This window comes from Motiliproteus coralliicola (assembly GCF_003345655.1).
Lineage (GTDB): Bacteria > Pseudomonadota > Gammaproteobacteria > Pseudomonadales > Balneatricaceae > Motiliproteus > Motiliproteus coralliicola.
Genome location: NZ_QQOH01000002.1, coordinates 764,952 through 788,144 on the forward strand (window position 1 = coordinate 764,952; position 23,193 = coordinate 788,144).

Genomic DNA, 23,193 nt, shown 5'->3' on the forward strand with positions numbered 1-23,193 from the left:
AGATCGGCCGTGGCTCAGGCCACGCCGGCTTGCTGCGCCACCATGACCTGATTGCGGCCGGCGTCTTTGGCTTTATAGAGCGCCTGGTCGGCCCGTTCCATCCAGTCCTGCCAATCTTCACTGGGGTGCATCTGGGCAACACCGGCCGACAGGGTCACGCTGGGGATCGTCTGCTTGGTGCGCTTGTTGACCAGTTTGACCTGGCCGACCTGCTGACGGATGCGTTCGGCGATTTTCACCGCCTGGGGCAGGTTGGCCTGGGGTAGGATCACCAGCATTTCCTCTCCACCGTAACGGATGGCGAGGTCCTCTTTGCCGATCATCTGTTTGATCTGATTGGCGACCTGTTGCAGCACTTTATCGCCCAAAAGGTGGCCGTAGTTGTCGTTGAAACGTTTGAAGTGGTCGATGTCGAACACCACCATCGAGATTGCGATATCGTCGAGCTGGCGTAAGCGCTCCAGGTGGTAGCTCATGCCGGTACGGTTGAGCATGCCGGTGAGGGGGTCGGTCATCGCCTGTTTATGGGTCTGGTTCAGTTGTTGTTGCAGCTTTTCGGCATTCGCTTCGGCCTGCTGCAATTGCTGATTCAGCTGTTGTTGATCCTTTTTGGCCTGCATCGAGGCCTGCAGCAGATTGGAAACCACCAGTTCGAGTTTTTCCAGCGTGGGATTGTTTTCCAGCTCGCCGATGCTTTCATCGAGGCTGTGGGTCAGCTCGTCGACGCTGCTGCTGCCGCCGCGAACCGAGGTCAGCAGGCTGTCGATCATCTGCTGGACCTGTTGGGTGCCCTCAATCAGCTCTTGGGACTGGGGTTCCAGGTGGTTCTGATGCAGCTGCAAAATAAAAGAGTGGTTCAGCTGATGCCCCAGGCTGACATAGTCGGTCAGCTCCTCGGACAGTTCGGGGTGGTTACCGCTGAGGTGTTCAAACGACACCATGTAGTTGAGCGGTACCGGCTGGATCTTGTGATCGCGGCAGAAGTCGCCGACCTGATCGTGCAGGGCAAAAGCATTGACGTTGTTGCTGGGTCTCATGACCGGTTTGTCCTCGCGGAAAGGCCTGATGGGCCTTGTTTGGGTTCAACGGTATCTTTGTTACTGGTAGCGCCATGGACACAGCGTCCTGGTGGCTACCTAATTTCAACGGTACAACTGAAAACCGTCGACAGATTCCTTCCCGTAAATCAGTACCTTCCTTGAGTTTGTTGGTCGCTTACTTGTTACGATCCTATTCCATTTTTGTTAATTAGCATTTAGTCGATTAGTCCGAACAGCAGGGGCAGAAATAGTGCGGTATAGGCACCGGTTAAGCCCATCGCCAGGCTGGAAAAAGCGCCTGTGGTCGGGCTGATCTCAAAGGCTCGGGCGGTGGCGATACCGTGGCCGTTCAGCCCCATGGTAAATCCCAGAATTCGCTCATCGTCGCACTTCAGTAAACGGCAGATGGGGGCCGCCATCAGCGATCCGACCACGCCGGTCAGGGCGACGATGCCGACGGCCAGCGAGCCTATACCGCCAAGCAAGTCAGCCAGGCTGACGGCGATGGGAGCGGTGACCGATTTAGGTGCAAGCGAGATCAAGATCTTGGTATCTGCGCCCAGGCCCCAGGCGATTAGCATCGCCAGTCCGGCGGCCAAGGGGGCGCCGATCAACAGGGTGGCGGTGATCGGTTTGAACATCGCCCGAATATGATGAAACTGGAGAAACAGCGGTATCGCCAGTGCGACCGTAGCCGGCCCGAGCAGGAAACTGAGCCAGCGGGCGCCTTCGTAGTAGCTAGGATAATCCAGCGGCAGCAGCCACAGCATCAGCACCAGAATCAGTCCGCCGGAGACAATGGGGGGCAGCCAGGCCGGGTGTTTGAGCCGATTAAACAGTTCCACGCCCAGTTGAAAGGCGATCAGGGTCAACGCAACCGGTAGCAGTGGCGTCTGGCTCAGATGGTTAATCAGCCCCGAGATTTGCTCCATCAGCCGGCCTCTTTCGGTGTGTCGACCTTATGGCTCAATCGCTTCATTAACCAGACGCAAAACAGCATCGACAGTAGGGTGCCGATCACGATTGCTGCTAGTACCGGCAGCCATTGGCCCTGCATACGATCACCAAGGAAGAACAGACCAACGCCACCGGGCAGCAGTAATAGAGAGAGTTGGGCGATCAGCAGCTGGCTACTGCGCTCCAGTTCGGGACTGACCTGCTGTCGAATCATTAGCCAGCCAAACAGCAATAGCATGCCCAGCACATTACCACTGATCGGAATTCCGCTGAGAAAATGCAGGCTTTCCCCCAGAATCCAGAACAGCAGGATCAGTGTGAACCCTCGAATCATCAGAAAAACAACACCTTGTGTACACCCAATGCAGCGATGCTAGAGAGTGGCGAAGTGCAATTCAAGCTAAATTATTCAATCGAGATGAGAATCACACTGTCGTTAAACTAAAGTCGTAGCTGCTCAAGTATCTCGGGGGCTGTAGCCGGTTTTAAAACTGCTGTTTGAATATAGTTTTAAGCTATATCGATGGTGTCGAACCTGTTGGCTTGCTAAGCGAAGGGCGAATTGCCAAGGCTGGGGGCAATCGGTAAAGTGGCCGACGATTTTTTCGACCATGTAAGGCAACCATGACCGCACTGACGCCGCTGGCGCGCTACCGCCAGGATCTTGAACGCGACGATTTTCAGTATGACCCTGCCCAAGAGATGGCGGTTAAGCATCTGCAGCGCCTGTACGATGATCTGCTGGCCCGGCGAAATCAGCCCAAACCGAAGCTGATTCAGCGGCTGGGGCAGCGCTTCAAAAAGTCTCATGTAACACCGGTTCAAGGACTCTACTTCTGGGGTGGTGTTGGTCGGGGTAAGACCTACCTGATGGATCTGTTTTACGACAGCCTGCCGTTTCAGACCAAGATGCGGACACACTTTCACCGCTTTATGCAGCGTGTTCACTCGGAATTGACCGCCCTTGAGGGGGAAAAGAACCCGTTGGATCTGGTGGCTGGGAAGTTTGCTTCCGAGGCCGAAGTGATCTGTTTCGATGAGTTTTTCGTCACCGATATTACCGATGCGATGATTCTTGGCGGGCTGATGGAGAAACTGTTCGGCCATGGTGTGGCCCTGGTGGCGACGTCCAATATTGTGCCTGATCTGCTCTACGAGAACGGCCTGCAGCGAGCTCGATTCCTGCCGGCCATCGCATTGTTGAATGAGCGGACCGATGTGATCAACGTCGATGGAGGAGTAGATTACCGCCTGCGGGCGTTAGAGCAGGCCGAGTTGTACCACTATCCGCTCGATGATGAAGCAGACGCCAGTCTCAATCGCAGTTTCGAGAGCCTGGCACCGGATGTACGTGATGCGATTAACGGCTTGTTGATCGATATTAACGGGCGGGCGATCCATTCCCGGCGAAGCTGTGAAGATGTGATCTGGTTTGACTTTGATGCGCTCTGCGACGGACCTCGCTCACAGAACGATTACATTGAGATCGCCAAGCTCTACCATGCGGTGCTGATCTCCAATGTGCCCCAGCTTGGGGGTGATAAAGATGACCAGGCACGTCGTTTTATCAATCTGATTGATGAGTTCTACGACTGCGGCGTTAAGCTGATCCTGTCGGCAGAGGTGCCGTTGGCGCAGATCTATGGCGGGGGCCAACTGGAGTTTCCGTTTGAACGTACCACCAGCCGGTTATTGGAGATGCAATCCCACGAATACCTGTCGCGGGAGCACAAAGCTTAGGCCGTCGTCGATTTTCGACGGTTGCCCTAATATCTGGCAGTTTTTGACTTAAATTAAATTCCTCCGATTTGGGAAGCGATAGACTCGGCTGTGGTGCTTGGTAATGCCTATGAGATACCGGGTGCTGTTTGGCTGTCTGAATTTTGTTCGAGCGATTAGGAGAACCGACTATGTCCCCGAAACTGCAAAGCACGCTGCTGGCCTTGTCGATGCTTGTGCTGGTGACTTTTGCTGTGATCGGCTTTGTGCTGATGGGCTTTGCACATCCGCTGCCCTGGTTCAGCGTGATTCTGATTGTCGCTTGCGCCTACCTGCAGCAGCGAGTAACGGAATCCAAGCGGATCCGTTGGGATGACAGCCTGAGCGTGGGTATTGCCGAGATCGACAATGACCACAAGCGGCTGTTTGAATTGCTGGATGCCTTCTATACCGCAGCGGTCTATCAGAAAGGTGAGGCCTTCGAGCAGGCGGCATTGAAAGAGCTGGTTGATTACACCAACGAGCACTTCGCCCGTGAAGAGAAAGAGATGGACGCGCACGAGTATCCAGACAGTGTTGAACATAAGCGTCAGCATCAGGAGATGCGCGATAAAGTGGCCGAGGTGGCGGTCAATTACGGCTCCAGCTCTGCCGAAGAGCTGGCAATCTATCTGCGCGACTGGCTTAACAACCACATCAAGAAGACCGATGCAGATCTGGGTCAGTTCCTGAATCAGCGCTGATCGCTCTGCAGCAACAGCTGTTCGTTCGTTAACCCCGTTAACAAGCCGTTTCGGCATTGTTTTCGGGGTTTGCTTCTTTTGGCAACTACTCTATAATGCGCCGTCCGTTTTTGGCAGGCCGCTTTGCCCGCCGCGGTTTTAACCAGTAAGTACGTTGTCACAACAGACCGATAGCCATCGTCAGAATGTGGTTTACGGTGTGGCAACCAATAACTATAGGAAACGCCGAATCTTTAAGGTTCGGGGAAGAAAAGGCAAAACTCATGTATACAGTTAGCACTAAGCCCGCTGAAGTTAAGCGCGAGTGGTTTGTTGTTGACGCAGAAGGTAAGACTCTGGGTCGTTTGGCCACCGAGATCGCCCGTCGTCTGCGCGGCAAGCACAAGCCCGAGTACACTCCTCACGTTGACACCGGCGACTACATCGTTGTCGTTAACGCTGAGAAGGTACACGTCACTGGTAAGAAAGCCACTGACAAGATGTACCACCACCACACCGGTTACATCGGTGGCCTGAAGTCGATCTCTTTCGAGAAGCAGATCGATAAGGCGCCGCAGCGCGTAATCGAGTCCGCCGTTAAGGGTATGCTGCCCAAGGGCCCGCTGGGTCGTGCGATGTTCTCCAAGCTGAAGGTTTACGCCGGCGGCGAGCATCCCCATGCAGCACAGCAACCTCAAGAACTGAAACTGTAAGGAAGGCGGATAAATGTCTACTACTCAATACTACGGTACCGGTCGTCGTAAGACCTCCACTGCACGTGTCTTCCTGAAGCCGGGTACTGGTAACATCGAAATTAACGGCCGCTCTCTGGAGCAGTACTTCGGTCGTCAGGTTGCTCGCATGATCGTTAAGCAGCCGCTGGAACTGACCGAGAACGTTGAAAAGTTTGACCTGTTCATCACCGTTGCCGGTGGTGGTAGCTTCGGTCAGGCTGGCGCAATCCGTCACGGCATTACCCGTGCACTGATGGAGTACGACGAGACTCTGCGTCCGGCTCTGCGTAAGGCGGGTTACGTTACCCGTGACGCTCGTGAAGTTGAGCGTAAGAAAGTCGGTCTGCGTAAGGCCCGTAAGAAGCCGCAGTTCTCCAAGCGTTAATCGCACGGACAACGGTTACAGAAAACGCCCGATCATCAGATCGGGCGTTTTTTTTTGTGGCTGATGAGGCTTTCGGGGTTTGGTGTGATGGAGTGATTCTGTTGCCTTCAGAGGCAGGCGTGTGCTCGTCGCAGATCTGCTGAGAGCTTTGTGCTGACAGGGTGTGATGGCTGTAAGGGGGGGCGCTCTGAAGCGCTGCGGCTGGGGTTGGTGTTTATTTGGAACAATCTAGTCACTGCGCTCAGGCATTGATCGGTTTATTCGTCAGCCTCAGAGTCGATGATCGATCAACCGCTAACCAGCTCTGGTTAAGTCGTTGATAGGAAGTGGTCATTGGTATAACGCACTGCAAAAAAGACCACGCTAACCTTGTCAGAAAGCGCCAATCTCTTTAAAATTCCGGCCATTTTGTGACCGACAAAACAGATTAGAAATCTAATCAGCCTGACTGCAGTGCTTCGCTGCACAATGGTTGATCAATGGGAGAGACCTTGATGAGTAATGAAGGCGAAAACAATGGACGCCGTCGTTTCCTGCTGGCCTCCACGTCCGTATTAGGGGCGGTGGGTGCTGTCGGGGCCGCGGTGCCATTCGTAGCTTCTTGGAATCCCAGTGCGAAGGCGAAGGCAGCAGGTGCTCCGGCGAAGGCCGACATCAGCAAGCTGGAGCCGGGTCAGCAGATGATCGTAGAGTGGCGTGGTAAGCCAGTCTGGATCGTCCGCCGTACCGAAGAGTCGCTGGCGAACCTGGACAAACTGAACGATACGCTCGCTGATCCGAATTCCGAGAAGCCGCAGCAGCCGGATTACATCCCCAAGACTGCTCAGCGTTCTTTGAAGCCTGAGATCATGGTGATGACCGGTATCTGTACTCACCTTGGCTGTTCGCCGACCTACCGCCCGGAAGTTGGTGCGGAAGACCTGGGTGGCGCTGACTGGTTGGGTGGCTTCTTCTGCCCGTGTCACGGTTCCAAGTTTGACCTGTCAGGTCGCGTATACGCCGGCGTACCTGCCCCGACCAACCTGGTGATCCCGCCGCACTCCTACGAGAGCGACAACGTCATCGTTATCGGTATCGATCCTGAGGGGACTGCATAATGGGAAATCCTAATCGAAGCAAGGCTGAAAAAGGCCTGATGCGCTGGGTCGATGACCGCTTCCCGGCCACTCAGATGTGGGAAGACCACCTGAGCAAATACTACGCCCCGAAGAACTTTAACTTCTGGTACTTCTTTGGCTCACTGGCACTGCTGGTTCTGGTAAACCAGATCGTTACCGGTATCTGGCTGACCATGAGCTACACCCCGACCGCTGAAGGCGCTTTTGCCTCGGTCGAATACATCATGCGTGATGTTGAGTACGGTTGGTTGCTGCGTTACCTGCACTCCACTGGTGCTTCGGCATTCTTCGTGGTGGTTTACCTGCACATGTTCCGCGGCCTGATGTACGGTTCCTACCGTAACCCGCGTGAGCTGATCTGGCTGTTCGGTATGGCGATCTACCTGGCGCTGATGGCTGAAGCCTTCATGGGCTATCTGCTGCCTTGGGGTCAGATGTCTTACTGGGGTGCCCAGGTTATCATCTCGCTGTTCGGCGCGATCCCATACGTGGGTGAAGACCTGCAGCAGTGGATCCGTGGTGACTATCTGATCTCCGGCATCACCCTGAACCGCTTCTTCTCGCTACACGTAATCGCACTGCCGATCGTGCTGTTGGCTCTGGTTGTTCTGCATATCCTGGCGCTGCACGAAGTGGGTTCCAACAACCCTGACGGTATCGAGATCAAGAAGAACAAGGACGAGAAAGGTATTCCGGTCGACGGCATCCCGTTCCACCCGTACTACTCCGTTAAGGATATCGTCGGTGTGGTCGTGTTCCTGTTCGTGTTCTGCATCGTGGTGTTCTTCTTCCCCGAAGGTGGTGGCTACTTCATCGAGAAGCCCAACTTCGAGCCGGCTAACGCGCTGAAGACGCCGGATCACATTGCCCCGGTTTGGTACTTCACACCGTTCTACGCCATGCTGCGTGCGGTAACCTACCCGCTGTTCGGTGTTGATGCGAAGTTCTGGGGTGTTGTTGTGATGGGCGCTGCCATCGCGATCCTGTTCGTACTGCCTTGGCTCGACAAGAGCCCGGTCAAGTCGATTCGCTACAAGGGTATGATCTGCAAGATCATGCTGGTGGTCTTCGCAGTATCCTTCGTGATCCTGGGTGTTCTGGGTGCACTGCCGTCCACTCCGGGCCGTACTGTGGTTGCTCAGATCACTACCACTCTGTACTTCGTGTTCTTCCTGGCGATGCCGTGGTACAGCAAAATCGACTCCACCAAACCGGTACCGGAAAGGGTGACAGGCTAATGAAAAAGCTACTGATTGCATTTGTATGTGCGCTGCTGCCCGTCACCTCGATGGCGGCAGGCGTAAAAGTGGATCTGCTTCCCTTCGAAGCAAATCTGGATGACAAAGAGTCTCTGCAAAACGGCATGAAGCTGTTTGTTGAAAACTGCATGGGCTGTCACTCTGCCAAGTACCAGCGTTACGAGCGTGCCGCTGATGACCTGGAGATGGACAAGGCCTACGTCGAAGAGAACCTGATCGTCGGTGACAAGAAGATCGGTGAGCACATGACCATCGGCATGAGTGCCGAAGACGGTGCCAACTGGTTCGGTGCGCCGCCGCCCGATCTGACCCTGGAAGCGCGTCTGCGTGGTGATGCTTGGGTATATACCTACCTGAAGAGCTTCTACGTTGACGAGTCCAAACAGTGGGGCGTCAACAACAAGGTCTTCCCGGACGTTGGTATGCCTAACGTACTGCAGGGCATGCAGGGTGTGCAGGTCTGTAAAGGCGAGAACTGTGAAGAGTTCGAGCTGATCGAGCAGGGCAGCATGACCCCGGAAGAGTTCGACAAAGCCATGTACGACCTGACCAACTTCATGTCCTACATCGGTGAGCCGTCGAAGATGGTCAGCGGCAAGCTTGGCATGAAAGTGCTGATCTTCCTGGCGATCCTGTTTGTATTCGCATATCTGCTGAAGAAAGAATACTGGCGCGACGTCAAGAGCGGCTCTTGGAGAGAGAAGCACTGATCGGATAACGGCTGCTGCTTGCAGCAGCCCTCCGAGCACACGCGGCCCGCTGATTGAGTGGGTCGCGTTTTTCTGTTTTTACTATCGTGAATTTTTGGCAAGGTGAACTAGATGGGTGTAACGGCAAAACGTTCCTCGATGACCTTTTTCTCTGATGGCGCTGACCACTACAGCCATCGGGTCCGCATCGTACTGGCGGAGAAGGGCGTAGCGGTCGATATCGAAGATACTGACCTGGACAACGCGCCTCAGGAGCTGGCTGATATCAACCCGTACAAGAGTCTGCCGACTCTGGTGGACCGTGAACTGGTTCTGTACGAGCCGAATATCATGATGGAGTACCTGGACGAGCGCTTCCCGCATCCGCCGCTGTTGCCGGTTTATCCGGTGGCTCGTGCTGAGAGCCGTTTGTACATGCACCGGATCGAGAAGGATTGGTGCCGTCTGGTCGAGGTGATCCTCAACTCCGTCGATGCCGACGAAGTGGACAATGCCCGTGTGGAGCTGCGTGACGGCCTGGTGGCTATCGCACCGATCTTTGCTGAGAAGCCGTTCTTTATGAGCGAAGAGTTCACGCTGGTTGACTGCTGCCTGGCCCCGCTGTTGTGGCGTCTGCCGATGCTGGGTATCGAGCTGCCGGCACAGGCCAAACCGCTGGAGCAGTACATGGATCGCCTGTTTGAGCGCGAAGCCTTCCAGCAGAGTCTATCCGAAACCGAGCGTGAGATGCGTTAAGCAGCTCCGACAGCTGGAATCGTAAAAAGGGGTGGAAACACCCCTTTTTTTATACAGTTACCACTGACGCTACTGATCTCATCCGTGTATTCTAAGCTCATTGTTACAGGAGCCTCGCTAATATGACCCCCAGCCGACCCTACCTTATCCGCGCACTCAACGATTGGATTCTGGACAACCAGAGCACCCCTTACATCGTCGTCGATGCCGGTGTCCAAGGGGTGGATGTGCCTAGGGAGTATGTCAGTGAAGGGCAGATCGTCCTGAATATTTCGGTCACGGCAGTTCAGAACCTGCTGATCGATAATGATGCGATCAGCTTTAGTGCTCGTTTCGGCGGTGTGCCGATGCAGGTGTATGTTCCGGTCGTTGCGGTGATGGCGATCTACGCGAAAGAGACGGGGCAGGGGATGAGCTTCGGTCATGAGCCGGGTGCACCGCAACCGGAGCCGCCTAGCTCGCCGCCAACACCGCCCAGCGACAGCAAAACACCCAAAAGCTCCCGGCCGTCACTGAAAGTGGTGAAGTAACCGGGTAGGGATTCTGACAGATCAACACGGCCTGCATTAGCAGGCCGTTTTTATATCTCGATCTCGGCGTCGGGGTAGATTGTCCGATAACGCCAGTGGCGATGGCTGGCTACCGCAGCGCGCAAATAACCTAGAATTATTATGAAGTAACCTAGTTACGGATCGCCTGAACAGGCGCATTGGGGTGGAGCTGATGGCTCGTGTAACCGATGAATTTGTGGCTCATTTACTGGATCTGATGCAGGTGCTTGGGCCGGTGGAGGCTCGGCGCATGTTCGGCGGGTACGGCATCTTCTTGGATGGGCTGATGTTCGCCTTGGTTGATAGCCAGGATCTGTATTTCAAAGTCGATGATCGGACTCGAGTCGACTATGACGCGCAAGGGTTGGAACCGTTTCGTTATTTTCGTGCCGGTAAGCCCTGTGCATTGAACTACTATCAGGCGCCGGAGTCGGTTATTGAAGAGCAACCGCAGATGCGGTTGTGGGGTAACCAGGCTTACGAGGTGGCGATTAGAGCGGCAGCGGCGAAGCGTCGCTCGCGAGCAGATTAACCAAGATATGTCGAAACGGATGGTCAATACGATATTGATACTGGCGTTGCTGCTATTGGTATTGCAGAACCTCAGCTTCTTTTACAAAGCTCGCCAATCCCAACAGGCTAAGTTGCCGGGTTTGGTGGAGGGGCGCTTGGCTCCCTGTGGAAGCCGGCCCAACTGTGTCAGCAGTGAGCCCGGTACCGACCCGCAGCACCTGATCGAGGCTTTTGACATTGCAAAGCTCTTTCCTGCATTAACTGCGGAGCAGGCATTGGCCAAGCTGGCACAGCAGTTAGAGCGGCTGGGTGGGAAGGCGTTAAAGCAGCAGCCCGATTATCGGGGATTTGAGTTCCACAGTCGTTGGTATGGATTTGTTGATGATGTGGAGTTGCGACTGGACCCTGATCGGCGTCTGATCCATATTCGCTCAGCTTCTCGGGTGGGCTATAGCGACCTCGGGGCTAACCGCCGTCGGGTTGAGGCGTTACGCGCTGGCTTGTCCCGGCCTGATTGATCGAAGCCCAGGGAGTGGTTTTGTTGCTTTCACAGGGCTGTAGAGCCGCCGAACAGGGCTCGTTCGTGTTACGTAAATGGTTGTAAATAAAGCTGCAGCGGTAAAACGGACGCAGTAGTATTAGCGCTGCTTCATGGACCCGTCGTTGGGAGTGGACTAACCGCGTGCAAGCATTCAGGAATAGAATATCGAACCCTCATCGCAAGCCTCTTCAGCAGTGCTTGGCGGTGGCGCTGCTTGGCCTGCTGGCGGGCTGTTCGAGTTGGGTCGAGCTGCCAGATCGCGAGCTGCAGGCGCCGAACCCACCTGAACAGTGGTTATCCCGGATTGAGCGGCTAGAGGGGCAGCCGCAGGGGTGGCTCCAACGGTTGCAGGCGCCGAAGCTGGCCGAGCTGGTCGAACAAGCACTGCAGCAAAATCCTCAGTTACAGAATACTCGGGCCTTGTTGGCTGAAGCGGAGGCTCAAGCCCGGATTGCCGGTGCCGAGCGTCAGCCTTCGCTCAGCGCCGGGGCGGAGGCAGGACGTTCCGGTACCGGGTCGAATGATCGTAGTCAGTTCAGTGCGACCCTGACATTTGGCTGGGAGCTGGATCTGTGGAACAAACTGTCCGACAGTGCCCGCGCCGCAGAAATTGACCGTCAGGCCCTATTGCAGGATTACCGTTCGGCCCGCCTGTCGTTGGCCGCCGGCGTCGCCAAAGCTTGGTTCAACAGCGTCGAAGCCGGCCAGCAAGTGGGGTTGAGCCAGCAACTGGTGTCGGTGCTGGCCGATCGCTTGGACGTTTTGGAAGAGGGCTACCAGGCCGGTTTGGTCGCTGCGCTGGATATCCATCTGGCCCGCGCTAACCTGGCGGCCGAGCGGAGTCGTCTGTCAACCCGCCAGCAAAATCTTGGCAGTTCGGTGCGGCAGCTGGAGCTGCTGCTGGGACGCTACCCGGCTAACCGCCAGGCATTGGCACAGCAGCTGCCGCCGTTGCCGGAAACCATCCCGGCAGGGTTACCCTCAGAGTTGTTGCAGCGACGTTTCGATATCCGGGCCGCCGAGCTGAGGGTGCAGAGTTCCTGGGCGCGTTTGGATCGTCGTCACAAAGATCGTTTTCCCAGTTTTTCGCTGACCGGCAGTTACGGTCGAAGCAGCGATCAACTCGACCAGTTGTTACGCGGAGAGTCTCTGGTCTGGTCGCTGCTTGGCGGCTTGAGCCAACCGCTGCTCGACGGCGGACGCCTGGAGGCGTTGGAAGCGCAGGCGCTGGCTCAGGCTCAGCAACGCGAAGCGTTGTACCGCGATACGGTGTTGAAGGCGTTTGATGAGGTGGAGACGGCGTTGCAGCAGGAGCGACAGTTAACTCGGTTCGTCGAGCAATCACAGATCAGTGTGGTCGAATTCCAGCTGGCCGAGCAATTGGCTGCCGAACAGTATCGAGCCGGGCTGGTGCAGTACATCACCCTGCTCGAAGCCCAGCGTAGTGCCTTCGAAGCCCGTAGCAGCTACACCCAGGCGCTGAACCAACAACTGCAAAATCGAATCGATCTTTACCTGGCGCTCGGCGGCGATTTTGAGACATCGACCGCCGAGGTCGAGCTCGCCGTTGAAAACGAGTTAACTTCACTTCAAGGAACCCCCTGATATGAGTACGCGCACCAGTTTCTGGATCAAGCTGATCGTGCCGCTGCTGCTGCTGGGCCTGAGCATTGCCGGGGCTCGCTATATCGTGACCCATAAGCCCGAGGCTGCTACGCGAACAAGTCCGCCACCGAAGGCACAGAGAGTGGATGCAACCCGGCTGCAACCGCAGAGCTACCAGATCGAGTTGGAATCCCACGGCACCGTTAAACCGCGTACCGAAAGCCAGTTGGTCGCCCAGGTCGGCGGTGCGGTCACGGCCTTGTCGGAACAGTTCCGCGAGGGGGCCTTTTTTGAAACCGGCGACCTGCTGATGCAGATCGATGAGCGAGATTACCTGGCCTCGGTCGAGGTCGCCGAAGCGGCGCTGGCCCAGGCACAGGCACAGCTCAAGGAGGAGCAAGCCCGCTCGGATCAGGCGGTACGTGACTGGCAGCGGCTGGGCCGGGGCAAGGCCTCTGAGCTGGTATTGAGAAAGCCGCAGTTGGCGGCGGCCAAGGCGGCGATCGCGTCGGCCAAGGCACAGCTATCGACGGCCAAGCTCAATCTGGAGCGAACCCGAATTCGAGCCCCCTATGCGGGTCGGGTACTGTCCAAGTCGGTAGATTTGGGCCAGGTGGTAAACAGTGGCACCGCCTTAGGGGAGATCTTCGCGGTCGACTATGTCGAAGTCCGCTTGCCGTTGAGCAACCGTCAGCTTGAATTTATCGATCTGCCGGAACAGTATCGCGGCGGCGAGTTTACCAGTTCGGCACTGCCCAAGGTGATCCTGAGCACCCAGATCGGGCGTAACCGTTACGAATGGCAGGGGCAGATTATCCGGGTAGAGGGCGCGATCGACAGTCGTTCGCGGCAACTGTTTGTGGTGGCGCAGGTCGAAGACCCCTACAGCCTTGGGCCCCAGGGAAACCCGCCGCTGAAAATCGGTCAGTTCGTAGAAGCCAGGATCGAAGGTCAGCGCCTTGAATCGGTTTTTGTACTGCCGCGGGCGGCGATGTCGCAGGATCACCGAGTCATGGTGATCGAGCAGGGACGTCTGCAACCGCGTAGCATCGAGCCCCTGTGGATGAACCGAACTGAGGTGGTGGTGGCCGATGGCTTCAGTCAGGGAGAGTTGCTCAGTTTGACCCCGCTGGGTGGGACCCAGTCTGGGGTCCGGGTACAGCCTAGGATCGACGGCGAATTGTTGCCGGAAAAGTCGGCGGCGCTGGTCGCCAGTAGCCCGGTCGATACTATCGATCCTCAGGCTAAGGAGCGGGAGTAACCCATGCACGGCATGATCGCCTGGTTCGCCCGTAATCCGGTCGCGGCCAATCTATTGATGGTGCTGATTATCGGTGCCGGTCTGCACTCGCTGGCCAACCGTATTCCGCTGGAGATTTTTCCCGAGATCGAACTCGACCTGATCACTGTTCGGGTCAGCTATCCCGGAGCTTCACCGGTGGAAGTGGAAGAGGGGATCAGTATCCGGGTCGAAGAAGCGGTGCAGGACCTGGAGGGGATTGCCGATCTGGTCTCGCGTTCCACCGAGGGTTCGGCGGCGATCCATGTTGAAGTCGAGTCCGGCTACGATGAGCGGGTACTGCTCGATGACGTCAAGAGCCGGGTCGATGCGATCAACACCCTGCCTGACGGCGCCGAGCGACCCACGGTGACACTTGTGCAGGCCACCCGAGAGGTGCTTAGCGTGGTGATCTACGGCGAGCGTTCCGAGCTGGAGCTGCGGCAGTTGGCCGAGCGGGTTCGGGATGATATCTCGGCCCTGCCGGGCGTGACCCAGGTGAAAATCGATAGCCCGCGTGAATACGAAATCTCGATCGAGCTTCCCGAAGCGGTACTGCGCGAGTACGGCCTGACGCTGGCCCAGGTAGCCGAGACTGTGCGGCGTGGCTCGTTGGACCTATCGGCGGGTAATATCCGCACCCAGGGCGCAGATATTCTGGTGAGGACCAAAGGCCAGGCCTATACCGCCGATCAGTTTGAGAAAATAGTGGTGGTCTCGAGCATCGATGGTAGCCGTATCGAGCTGGGCGATATCGCCCGGATCCGTGATGGCTTCGAAGAGGATCAGGTCAAGCTGCGGTTCGATGGTCAGCCGGCCATGGCGATCGACGTTTACCGGATCGGTGATCAGAACTCGATCGTGTTGGCCGATCAGGTCAAGGGCTATATCGACTCCCAGCGCGAGCGATTACCCGAAGGGGTCTCGATCAACTACTGGCGTGACCGTTCCAAGATTGTAAAGGCGCGCCTGCAGACCCTGAACAAGAGTGCGATCCAGGGGGGGGTGCTGGTTATCGCACTGTTAGCGCTGTTCCTGCGGCCCCAGGTTGCTTTCTGGGTCTGTGTCGGGATTCCGATCTGTTTTATGGGTGGGATCCTGATGATGCCGGAGATCGGGGTGACGCTGAACATGATCAGTCTGTTCGCCTTTATTCTGGTGTTGGGGATCGTGGTCGATGATGCCATTGTCACCGGCGAGAATATCTACACCCATTTTTGCCGCAACGGCGATGCGATGCGCTCGGCCATTGAAGGGACCCAGGAGGTGGCGGTACCGGTGACCTTCGGGGTGCTGACCACGGTGGCCGCGTTCGTGCCGTTGATGCTGGTGGAGGGGCAGCGTGGCCAGATTTTCGCCCAAATCCCTTATATCGTCATTCCGGTGCTGCTGTTTTCGCTAGTGGAGTCGAAGCTGATCCTGCCGGCCCACCTGCGCCATATGAAACCCGTTAACAACGACAGCTGGATCAGCCGTTTCCAGCAGGGTGTCGCCAAGGGGTTGGAACGCTTTATCGCCAAGGTTTACAGCCCGGTATTGAATTGGGTATTGGAGCACCGCTATATCGCCTGGGCGGCGATGTTCGGGATTATGCTGATAGTCTTCGCCACGGTTGTTGGCGGTTGGACCCGGTTTATCTTTTTCCCGAGGGTCCAGCATGAGATCGCCACCGCCAGTCTGACCATGCCGGCCGGCACTCCGTTTGCGGTGACCGAAGCCCAGGTCGATCGGCTGACCGAGGCGGCGCAGTGGGTACAGAATGAGTACCGGGATCCGGAAACCGGCGAGAGTGTGATCGAACATATTCTGTCGGTCAGCGGTACCGGCGGCCCTCATAAGGGGCGAGTGCAGTTTGAAATTGTGGCACCGGAAGAGCGCACCCTGGATGTTACCAGCTCTCAATTGGTCCAGGCCTGGCGCAAGCAGGTGGGAACCATTACCGGGTCGGAAACCTTGACCTACCGGGCCGAGATCGGTCGGGGTGGGGATCCGATCGATATCCGCTTCAAGGGCCACGATCTGGATCAACTTAAGGAGTTGGTGGAAGCGGTGCGCAGCAAACTGGCCACCTACCCGCACCTGTTTGATATCACCGATACTATGCTCGGGGGCAAGCAGGAGCTGCAGCTGGCGTTGAAGCCGGCGGCGGAGCAGTTGGGGCTGGATCTGACCGATCTGGCGATCCAGGTGCGTCAGGCATTTTTCGGATTCGAGATTCAACGGCTATTGCGGGGCCGGGACGAGGTTAAGGTCTGGGTCCGTTATCCCGTCAGCGAGCGTGAATCGCTGGAAACCCTTGACCGGCTGCTGGTCCGCACCCGTGATGGGGTGGAGGTTCCGTTCACCGAAGTGGCGACCCTGACACCGGGACGCAGTCCGGAATCGATCAACCGGGTTGAGCGAATGCGCACGGGTAGCGTTAAGGCCGATGCGGATAAGGAGCTGGCCGATATCGAGGCGATCAAGCGCGATATGAAGGTCTTTATCGATGAGTTGCTGCTCGACTATCCGGGGGTACGTTACACCTTTGAAGGTGAGGCCAAGGAGCAGCGCGAGTCCTTCCAAGGCTTGATCTGGGGCGGAGCTGGGGTGCTGTTTGTGGTATTCGCGCTGCTGGCGATTCCGTTCAAGTCCTATGCCCAACCGCTGATCGTGATGTCGGTGATTCCATTCGGTTTAGTAGGGGCGGTTCTGGGCCACTGGTTGATGGTGATGCCGCTGACGATCATGAGCCTGATGGGGATGCTGGCGCTGACTGGGGTGGTGGTCAACGATTCGCTGGTGCTGGTGGATTACGTTAACCGCATGCGGCGAGCAGGGATGCCATTGCAAGAAGCGGTCAGGAGCGCCGGTGCGGCTCGCTTCCGGGCGGTGATGCTGACGTCATTGACGACCTTCTGTGGCTTGACGCCGTTGATCATGGAGAAAAGCACCCAGGCTCAATTCTTGATTCCGATGGCCGTGTCTTTAGGGTTCGGTATCCTGTTTGCGACCCTGATCACGCTGTTGATCGTGCCGGTTAACTATCTGGTGCTGGAGGATATCCGTCGTTTGGTCGGATCAAACTATCTTTCATCGGACCTGACCGCTCAAGGGGAACAGGCCAAGGGCTAGCGAAGCAACCGGCTCAGCCCTCGATTAGCCCAGCCAAGCGATCAGCACAGAGGTTACTGTCAGCAGAGCAATCCAGAGCCAGCAACTACGATTGACCAGCAGGATGCTGCGCTCGATCCCGACCGGGTCGGCCGGTTGGTCACAGCCGAATTCCGGTCGCGGTTTGAGTTGATCGCCGTACCAGGCGGCCCCTCCCAGTCTGATTCCCAGAGCTCCGGCCCCGGCTGCCATCACGGGACCGGCATTGGGGCTGTCGTGTTGGGGGGCTTGCTGACGCCAGCAGCGCATCCCTCCTGAAAAATTTCCACACAGGGCATAACTCAGTGCCGTCAACCGGGCCGGTAGCCAGCCTAGCAGGTCATCGAAACGGGCGGCGGCCCAGCCGAAGTCACGATAACGCGCGTTACGGTAACCCCACATCGCATCCAGGGTGTTGGCCAGACGATGCAGCAGTGCCAGCGGCAAACCGCCGATCAGAAACCAGAACAGGGTGGCGAAGCAGGCATCGTTGCCGTTCTCCAGTACCGACTCAATCGCGGCCCGGCTCATGCCGGGGCTGTCGAGCCGGGCCGGATCGCGGCTGACGATATAGCTGGTTTGCAAGCGGGCTTGATCAAAATCACCTACCGATAGCGGTTTGGCAATATTTCGGGCGTGTTGGGCCAGGCTCTGGCGGCCAAGACACAGGTACAGCCCGATCAGCTCGATGGCGACGGTTAGCCCTGACGGCAGCTTGGGTAGCAACCAGAACAGCAGCAGTGGCAAGGGTAATGCCAACAGCGCAATTCCAAGCAAGCCCCGAAGCCGACTAACCCAAGGGACGAGAGCCGAATCGTTCAGTTTGCGCTCGACCCCATTGACCAGTCGGCCAAAGCCGATCAGCGGATGGAAACGGCGAGGCTCTCCCAGAAGAAGATCCAGCAGTAGTGCGCCACCAAGGATGGCGGTGGCAAGAAACAGGTGGTTCAAAAGTCGATCCGGTTTCCAGTGTTTAGAGGGGGTTAGCTTTTTGCTACAGTGCGCGCTCATCATAACGGCCGTTTAGGTCAGTTCAAGCCTGTTGCAGGAGCCTGCTACTCGTATGAAACGCTCGACCCTGATGGTTCAGGGCACCACATCGGATGCCGGAAAGTCTGCGCTGGTCACGGCGCTGTGCCGTTTGTTGGTTCGTCGCGGACTGAAAGTCGCGCCCTTCAAACCGCAAAATATGGCGCTTAACAGTGCGGTCACCATTGATGGCGGCGAAATCGGTCGGGCGCAGGCTGCCCAGGCTAAAGCCTGTGGGTTGGAGCCGCATACCGATATGAATCCGGTGTTGCTCAAGCCCAACAGCGATACCGGCGCCCAGGTGATCATCCAGGGACAGGCTGTGGCACAGATGAAGGCGACGGTCTATCACGACTTCAAGCCAGAGGCGATGAAGGCGGTACTGGAATCCCACCAGCGATTGCTTGATCAGTATGAATACGTGATCGTCGAAGGGGCCGGTAGTCCGGCCGAGATCAATCTGCGTGACCGCGATATCGCCAATATGGGGTTTGCCGAAGCGGTGGATTGCCCGGTCATTCTGGTGGCGGATATCGACCGAGGGGGCGTGTTCGCACATCTGGTCGGTACTCTGGAATTGTTATCACCTTCCGAGCAAGACCGAGTTGAAGGTTTTGTGATCAACCGCTTCCGTGGTGACCTGTCATTGCTGCAGTCCGGTATCGACTGGTTGGAACAGCGAACCGGGAAGCCTGTTCTGGCCGTGTTGCCCTATCTTCATGGGCTTTATCTGGAAGCCGAAGATGCGCTGGCCTGGAGTTCCGAGCTGGATGCTGAGAAGCAGGTCCTGAAAGTGGTGGTGCCGGTGCCGCCGCGTATCTCCAACCACACCGATTTCGATCCGTTGCGGCTGCATCCGCAGGTTGAAATCAGTTTTGTCCGAGCTGGCCAAGCGATTCCGGCGGCGGATCTGATTATCTTGCCCGGCTCCAAGAGCGTCGGACTGGATCTGACCTGGTTACGCGAGCAGGGCTGGGAGAGTGAGATCCAGCGCCATTTGCGTTATGGCGGTAAGCTGATCGGCATCTGTGGCGGCTTTCAGATGCTGGGGCGTCAGCTGGATGATCCGCAGGGGTTGGAAGGGCCGGCTCAGAGTTATCAAGGGTTGGGGTTGCTGGAATTTGAAACCGAGCTGGAGGCACAGAAGCAGTTACACCGGGTCGAGGGGGAGCTGCAGTTGAACGGACAGTGTTATCGGGCTAGTGGCTACGAGATCCATGCCGGGGTCAGCCAGGGGCCGGATCTGTCGGAAGGGTTGTTGACGTTGAAGGATGCTGAAGGCGCTACACGAACCGACGGCGTCTGTTCGGTCGATAATCAGATCATCGGAACCTATCTTCACGGTCTGTTTGATCATCCCGCTGCGCTACAGGGGCTGCTGGAATGGGCCGGTTTGAAGAAATCTAAGGCGTTGGATATCGCCGCCGAGCAGCAACAGGGAATTGAGCGGCTGGCCGACGCGCTGGAGCAGGCGATCGATCTTGCGCAGCTTGAGAAGATTCTGGGTCGCTAGGTTGGATCAAGCCTGTATTAGCGGCAGCCTAGATCGATCTCGCCACTTAGTGCCGCAAACAGTTATAATCCGTCTTCTGCTCTCTATTTTGCAAATCAACAAGGTGAGTCGCACGTGATCATCAAACCCAAAATTCGCGGTTTTATCTGTACCACTACCCATCCGGTTGGCTGTGACGCCAATGTTCAGCAACAGATCGCTTACACCCAGTCAAAGGGTCAGCTCGAGAATGGACCCAAGCGTGTGCTGGTGATCGGTTCTTCCAGCGGCTACGGCCTCTGTTCACGGATCGAGGCAGCCTTTGGTGCCGGTGCGGCGACCATCGGAGTGTTCTTCGAGAAGCCGGGCACCGAAAAGAAGGCCGGTACTGCGGGTTGGTACAACTCAGCGGCATTCGATAAGGCGGCAAAAGCTGCCGGACTGTACTCCAAGAGTCTGAACTGTGATGCTTTCTCCCATGAAGCGAAGCAGAAAACGGTCGATCTGATCAAAGAGGAGATGGGTCAGGTAGACCTGGTGGTCTATTCACTGGCTTCGCCGGTACGTAAGCTGCCTGATACCGGTGAACTGGTTCGCTCCTGTCTGAAGCCAATCGGTGAAACCTACCGCTCCTCCGCGGTTGATACCAATAAAGACGTGATTATCGAGACCGAAGTCGAGCCGGCTACCGAGCAGGAGATCGCTGATACGGTGACCGTGATGGGTGGTCAGGACTGGGAACTCTGGATCGACGCGCTGGATCAGGCTGGGGTGCTGGCTCCTGGCTGTAAGTCGGTCTCCTACAGCTATATCGGTACCGATATGACCTGGCCGATCTACTGGGAAGGCGCATTGGGTCAGGCTAAGAAAGACCTGGATCGTGCAGCCGCCGAGATCAATACACGACTGGCCAAGCAGGGCGGTTCGGCCAATATCGCCGTGCTCAAGAGCGTGGTAACCCAGGCTAGCTCGGCAATTCCCGTAATGCCGCTGTACATCGCGATGGCCTTCAAGGTCATGAAAGACAAAGGCTTGCATGAAGGCTGCATGGAGCAGATCGAACGCCTGTTCAGCACCCAGCTCTACAAAGCGGACGGCTCTGCGGCTCTGACCGATGAGGCGGGTCGTATCCGGATGGACGATTGGGAACTTCGTGATGACGTTCAGAACGCTTGTCGTGATATCTGGGCCGAAGTAACGACCGAAAATCTGCGCGATCTGACCGACTATGACGGCTACAAGGACGAGTTCCTGCGCCTTTTCGGCTTCGGTATCGAAGGCGTTGACTACGATGCCGATGTCAGCCCGGTTGCGGAGTTTGATGTCGAGCAGCTCTGAAATTAGCTGAGCTAGCTAGAAAGCCCCGCCGGTGCGACCGGCGGGGCTTTTTTCGTTCTTGGGCGCGCTAGATGAGGTTTTTTGTAGTTTAGCTACACAGAGGTGGCTCATTTTGGCGCTGCAGCATGAGCCGTTTTCATGTGGCTGAAGGCCCCTGAATACACAGGGTTTGGCGTTAGTTAGACCAATCGCCAATGGTTGTTTTGGGGTTGATTGTTAAGGTAGTTGGGCTTCCAAAAACAACAAACTACAAAACTATAAGAACTACGAGGGTTTAGCTCATGAACTTGCATGCAGCATTACAACATGCTCAAGAACAGCAGGCTGCAACAGTGGTCGGGCTGCAGATTCATGGCCGTACAATTGAAGTCTACCGTCCCCGCTTTTCCGATATTGAGGGGCAGTGCCGGGTTGAATATCACGAAGGACAGCTCTTTCAGCACGGGTCTGAACAGAGCTCGTTTAATCGAGATCAGATTCCTGGTGAGGCGTTGGATCTGGATTATTTTGTCGCTCCGCTGAGCGAAGAGGAGTTGGACTCCATCTTTTGTCAGCAAGGTGAAGTGGTCGTACACCGTTTGCTAGAAGGTGCTCCGGATCCTCAGCAGTGTGCCAGCCCGCGAGATAAGGCGGCATTTACCTCCTGGTGTATCTCCACGCTGGCCGAGCGTAACGGCTGATTCTGTGGTAGCGCGTTCGTCGTAACCGCCAAGCTCGCCCGGATAGCATTGAGTTGGCCGTGCTTTCCGGGTTGCTGCTCTCTCAAGTGATCTCTCCCGACTCTTAAAGTGTGCCCCCGCCTCACTTGAACCATACTGTGATGGCCGAGCGCTAAGCGGAGGTTGAATAACGGTGTATCCAGGCACTGACAGCTGCTAAAGTATGCGCTCTTTTCTGTGTCAGGGAATCGAGGGAATGAGCGCTCCAAAACGATTGTTGCTGGTGTTCGGGACTCGCCCGGAAGCGATCAAAATGGCGCCGGTGGTTAAGGCGTTACAACGGCAGAAAAACTTCGATGCTCGAGTCTGCGTGACTGCGCAGCATCGGCAGATGCTGGACCAGGTCCTGTCACTGTTTGAGATTGAGCCAGACTACGACCTGAACCTGATGCGAGCCGGTCAAACACTGACCGATATTACCAGCGCGGTGATTCATAAGCTCGAACCTATCCTCAAGGATTTCAAGCCGGAGTTGGTGTTGGTTCATGGCGACACCACCACGACCTTTGCTGCCAGCCTGGCAGCGTTCTACCAACAGATTGAGGTGGCCCATGTCGAAGCAGGGCTGCGTACCGGCAATATCTACTCTCCTTGGCCGGAGGAGGCGAACCGCAAACTTACCGGCGCTCTGACTCGCTACCATTTTGCCCCGACGGAGCAGGCTCGCCAGAATCTGCTTAACGAAGCGGTACCGCAAGATCATATCCATGTAACCGGTAATACTGTGATCGATGCCCTGCTCTGGGTACGTGACAAAATCGGCACCGATCCGACGCTGGCGTCCCGTTTTGCACAGCAGTTCGATTTTCTTGACCCACAACGACGATTGCTACTGGTTACCGGCCATCGGCGCGAAAGTTTTGGGGGAGGTTTTGAACAGATCTGCGAGGCGCTGTTGGAGTTGTCTCGGCGAAATGATCTGCAGATTGTCTATCCAGTGCACCTGAATCCGAATGTGCAGGAGCCGGTCAAGCGCATACTGACTCAGGCAGATAAGGTCCACTTGATAGAGCCGCAGGATTACCTGCCGTTTGTTTACTTGATGCAGCGTGCCGATCTGTTGTTGACCGATTCCGGTGGGATTCAGGAGGAGGCACCTTCGTTAGGGAAACCCGTGCTGGTGATGCGCGATACCACCGAGCGCCCGGAGGCGGTGGAAGCCGGCACAGTACGATTGGTGGGAGCCGACCGCGAGCGGATCGTTGAAGGGGTCAGCCAGTTGCTGGATGATGTGGCGCTTTATCAGGCGATGAGTGTGGCCCATAACCCCTATGGTGATGGGCAGGCCAGCGAGCGGATCCGCGCAGTTTTAGCGGCGGACTGGACCGCTGATGAAGACGATTGATGCATCGGTTATTTGCAAATGTTGCGCAACACACGGAAGGATTGAGTGATGGCGTTTAAGAAAGTTTCGGTTATCGGGCTAGGGTATATCGGCCTTCCTACGGCGGCCGTTCTGGCTTCACGGGGCATCGATGTCGTTGGAGTTGTCCCAGTGCTTTCAGCTAGCGAACAAAGTAGTGGTTGATACCCGAGGGCTTTGGTGATTCGTCGCTGTACGCAGGACAGAGTTGTCATCAGGTTAAGTTAAAGTTACCGATTACTGGCTGGTAGG

At 56.5% G+C, this 23,193-nt stretch carries 22 protein-coding genes and 1 pseudogene; 19 read left to right on the forward strand and 4 right to left on the reverse strand.

What is annotated here, in order from left to right; translation table 11 throughout:
* Positions 1-14: 14 nt before the first annotated feature.
* The 3 genes from DV711_RS10410 to DV711_RS10420 all read right to left on the reverse strand — a co-directional run bounded on the left by DV711_RS10410 (position 15) and on the right by DV711_RS10420 (position 2,331).
* Entirely contained in the window at positions 15-1,037 is a 1,023-nt protein-coding gene (locus DV711_RS10410) for a GGDEF domain-containing protein (RefSeq protein WP_114695588.1), read from the reverse strand.
* A gap of 218 nt (positions 1,038-1,255) precedes the next feature.
* Positions 1,256-1,972: an LrgB family protein gene (locus DV711_RS10415; RefSeq protein WP_114695589.1), complete on the reverse strand. Its 717-nt coding sequence runs from the start codon at positions 1,970-1,972 to the stop codon at positions 1,256-1,258.
* On the reverse strand, positions 1,972-2,331 hold the full coding sequence (locus DV711_RS10420; protein WP_114695590.1) for a CidA/LrgA family protein: 360 nt from the start codon (positions 2,329-2,331) through the stop codon (positions 1,972-1,974). Before DV711_RS10420 ends, DV711_RS10415 begins: the two co-directional genes overlap by 1 nt.
* A gap of 290 nt (positions 2,332-2,621) precedes the next feature.
* Here DV711_RS10420 and zapE point away from each other — a divergent pair, with 290 nt between their 5' ends.
* The 14 genes from zapE to DV711_RS10490 all read left to right on the forward strand — a co-directional run bounded on the left by zapE (position 2,622) and on the right by DV711_RS10490 (position 16,982).
* Positions 2,622-3,737: a cell division protein ZapE gene (zapE, locus tag DV711_RS10425; RefSeq protein ID WP_165840074.1), complete on the forward strand. Its 1,116-nt coding sequence runs from the start codon at positions 2,622-2,624 to the stop codon at positions 3,735-3,737.
* A gap of 170 nt (positions 3,738-3,907) precedes the next feature.
* On the forward strand, positions 3,908-4,459 hold the full coding sequence (locus DV711_RS10430; RefSeq protein ID WP_114695591.1) for a bacteriohemerythrin: 552 nt from the start codon (positions 3,908-3,910) through the stop codon (positions 4,457-4,459).
* 263 nt (positions 4,460-4,722) lie between these two features.
* Positions 4,723-5,151, forward strand: a complete 429-nt coding sequence (gene rplM, locus DV711_RS10435; RefSeq protein ID WP_114695592.1) for a 50S ribosomal protein L13 — start codon at positions 4,723-4,725, stop codon at positions 5,149-5,151.
* A 13-nt stretch (positions 5,152-5,164) separates the two neighbouring features.
* Entirely contained in the window at positions 5,165-5,557 is a 393-nt protein-coding gene (gene rpsI, locus DV711_RS10440; RefSeq protein ID WP_114695593.1) for a 30S ribosomal protein S9, read from the forward strand.
* 494 nt (positions 5,558-6,051) lie between these two features.
* Positions 6,052-6,654: a ubiquinol-cytochrome c reductase iron-sulfur subunit gene (petA, locus tag DV711_RS10445; RefSeq protein WP_114695594.1), complete on the forward strand. Its 603-nt coding sequence runs from the start codon at positions 6,052-6,054 to the stop codon at positions 6,652-6,654.
* Positions 6,654-7,913, forward strand: a complete 1,260-nt coding sequence (locus DV711_RS10450; protein WP_114695595.1) for a cytochrome b — start codon at positions 6,654-6,656, stop codon at positions 7,911-7,913. The genes petA and DV711_RS10450 overlap by 1 nt, the downstream gene beginning before the upstream one ends.
* Positions 7,913-8,644: a cytochrome c1 gene (locus DV711_RS10455; RefSeq protein WP_114695596.1), complete on the forward strand. Its 732-nt coding sequence runs from the start codon at positions 7,913-7,915 to the stop codon at positions 8,642-8,644. Before DV711_RS10450 ends, DV711_RS10455 begins: the two co-directional genes overlap by 1 nt.
* Before the next feature lie 111 nt (positions 8,645-8,755).
* Positions 8,756-9,379: a stringent starvation protein SspA gene (sspA, locus tag DV711_RS10460; RefSeq protein ID WP_114695597.1), complete on the forward strand. Its 624-nt coding sequence runs from the start codon at positions 8,756-8,758 to the stop codon at positions 9,377-9,379.
* Positions 9,380-9,501: 122 nt separating this feature from the next.
* Positions 9,502-9,909, forward strand: coding sequence for a ClpXP protease specificity-enhancing factor (locus DV711_RS10465; protein WP_114695598.1), 408 nt, complete (start codon positions 9,502-9,504; stop codon positions 9,907-9,909).
* A 193-nt stretch (positions 9,910-10,102) separates the two neighbouring features.
* Positions 10,103-10,462 carry a TfoX/Sxy family protein gene (locus DV711_RS10470; RefSeq protein WP_114695711.1) on the forward strand — a complete coding sequence of 120 codons (360 nt, stop codon included), beginning with the start codon at positions 10,103-10,105 and terminating at the stop codon, positions 10,460-10,462.
* Between the two features lie 7 nt (positions 10,463-10,469).
* Positions 10,470-10,961, forward strand: a complete 492-nt coding sequence (locus DV711_RS10475) for a DUF1499 domain-containing protein (protein WP_243633786.1) — start codon at positions 10,470-10,472, stop codon at positions 10,959-10,961.
* A gap of 227 nt (positions 10,962-11,188) precedes the next feature.
* Entirely contained in the window at positions 11,189-12,589 is a 1,401-nt protein-coding gene (locus DV711_RS10480) for an efflux transporter outer membrane subunit (RefSeq protein ID WP_165840075.1), read from the forward strand.
* A gap of 1 nt (position 12,590) precedes the next feature.
* Entirely contained in the window at positions 12,591-13,850 is a 1,260-nt protein-coding gene (locus DV711_RS10485; protein ID WP_114695600.1) for an efflux RND transporter periplasmic adaptor subunit, read from the forward strand.
* A gap of 3 nt (positions 13,851-13,853) precedes the next feature.
* A complete protein-coding gene (locus DV711_RS10490) occupies positions 13,854-16,982 on the forward strand; it encodes an efflux RND transporter permease subunit (protein ID WP_243633787.1) in 3,129 nt (1,042 codons plus the stop codon).
* Positions 16,983-17,006: 24 nt separating this feature from the next.
* Here the strand turns inward: DV711_RS10490 and cbiB are convergent, their stop codons facing one another.
* Positions 17,007-17,951 carry an adenosylcobinamide-phosphate synthase CbiB gene (cbiB, locus tag DV711_RS10495; protein WP_341537588.1) on the reverse strand — a complete coding sequence of 315 codons (945 nt, stop codon included), beginning with the start codon at positions 17,949-17,951 and terminating at the stop codon, positions 17,007-17,009.
* A 112-nt stretch (positions 17,952-18,063) separates the two neighbouring features.
* Between cbiB and DV711_RS10500 the strand changes: the two genes are divergently transcribed.
* The 5 genes and pseudogenes from DV711_RS10500 to DV711_RS19800 all read left to right on the forward strand — a co-directional run.
* Entirely contained in the window at positions 18,064-19,542 is a 1,479-nt protein-coding gene (locus DV711_RS10500; protein WP_114695602.1) for a cobyric acid synthase, read from the forward strand.
* Between the two features lie 114 nt (positions 19,543-19,656).
* Positions 19,657-20,859: an enoyl-ACP reductase FabV gene (gene fabV / locus DV711_RS10505; RefSeq protein WP_114695603.1), complete on the forward strand. Its 1,203-nt coding sequence runs from the start codon at positions 19,657-19,659 to the stop codon at positions 20,857-20,859.
* Between the two features lie 281 nt (positions 20,860-21,140).
* Positions 21,141-21,539: a hypothetical protein gene (locus DV711_RS10510; protein ID WP_114695604.1), complete on the forward strand. Its 399-nt coding sequence runs from the start codon at positions 21,141-21,143 to the stop codon at positions 21,537-21,539.
* Between the two features lie 235 nt (positions 21,540-21,774).
* Positions 21,775-22,923 carry a non-hydrolyzing UDP-N-acetylglucosamine 2-epimerase gene (gene wecB, locus DV711_RS10515; protein ID WP_114695605.1) on the forward strand — a complete coding sequence of 383 codons (1,149 nt, stop codon included), beginning with the start codon at positions 21,775-21,777 and terminating at the stop codon, positions 22,921-22,923.
* Between the two features lie 48 nt (positions 22,924-22,971).
* Positions 22,972-23,067: pseudogene (locus tag DV711_RS19800) on the forward strand (hypothetical protein); the annotation flags it as partial.
* Positions 23,068-23,193: the final 126 nt, after the last annotated feature.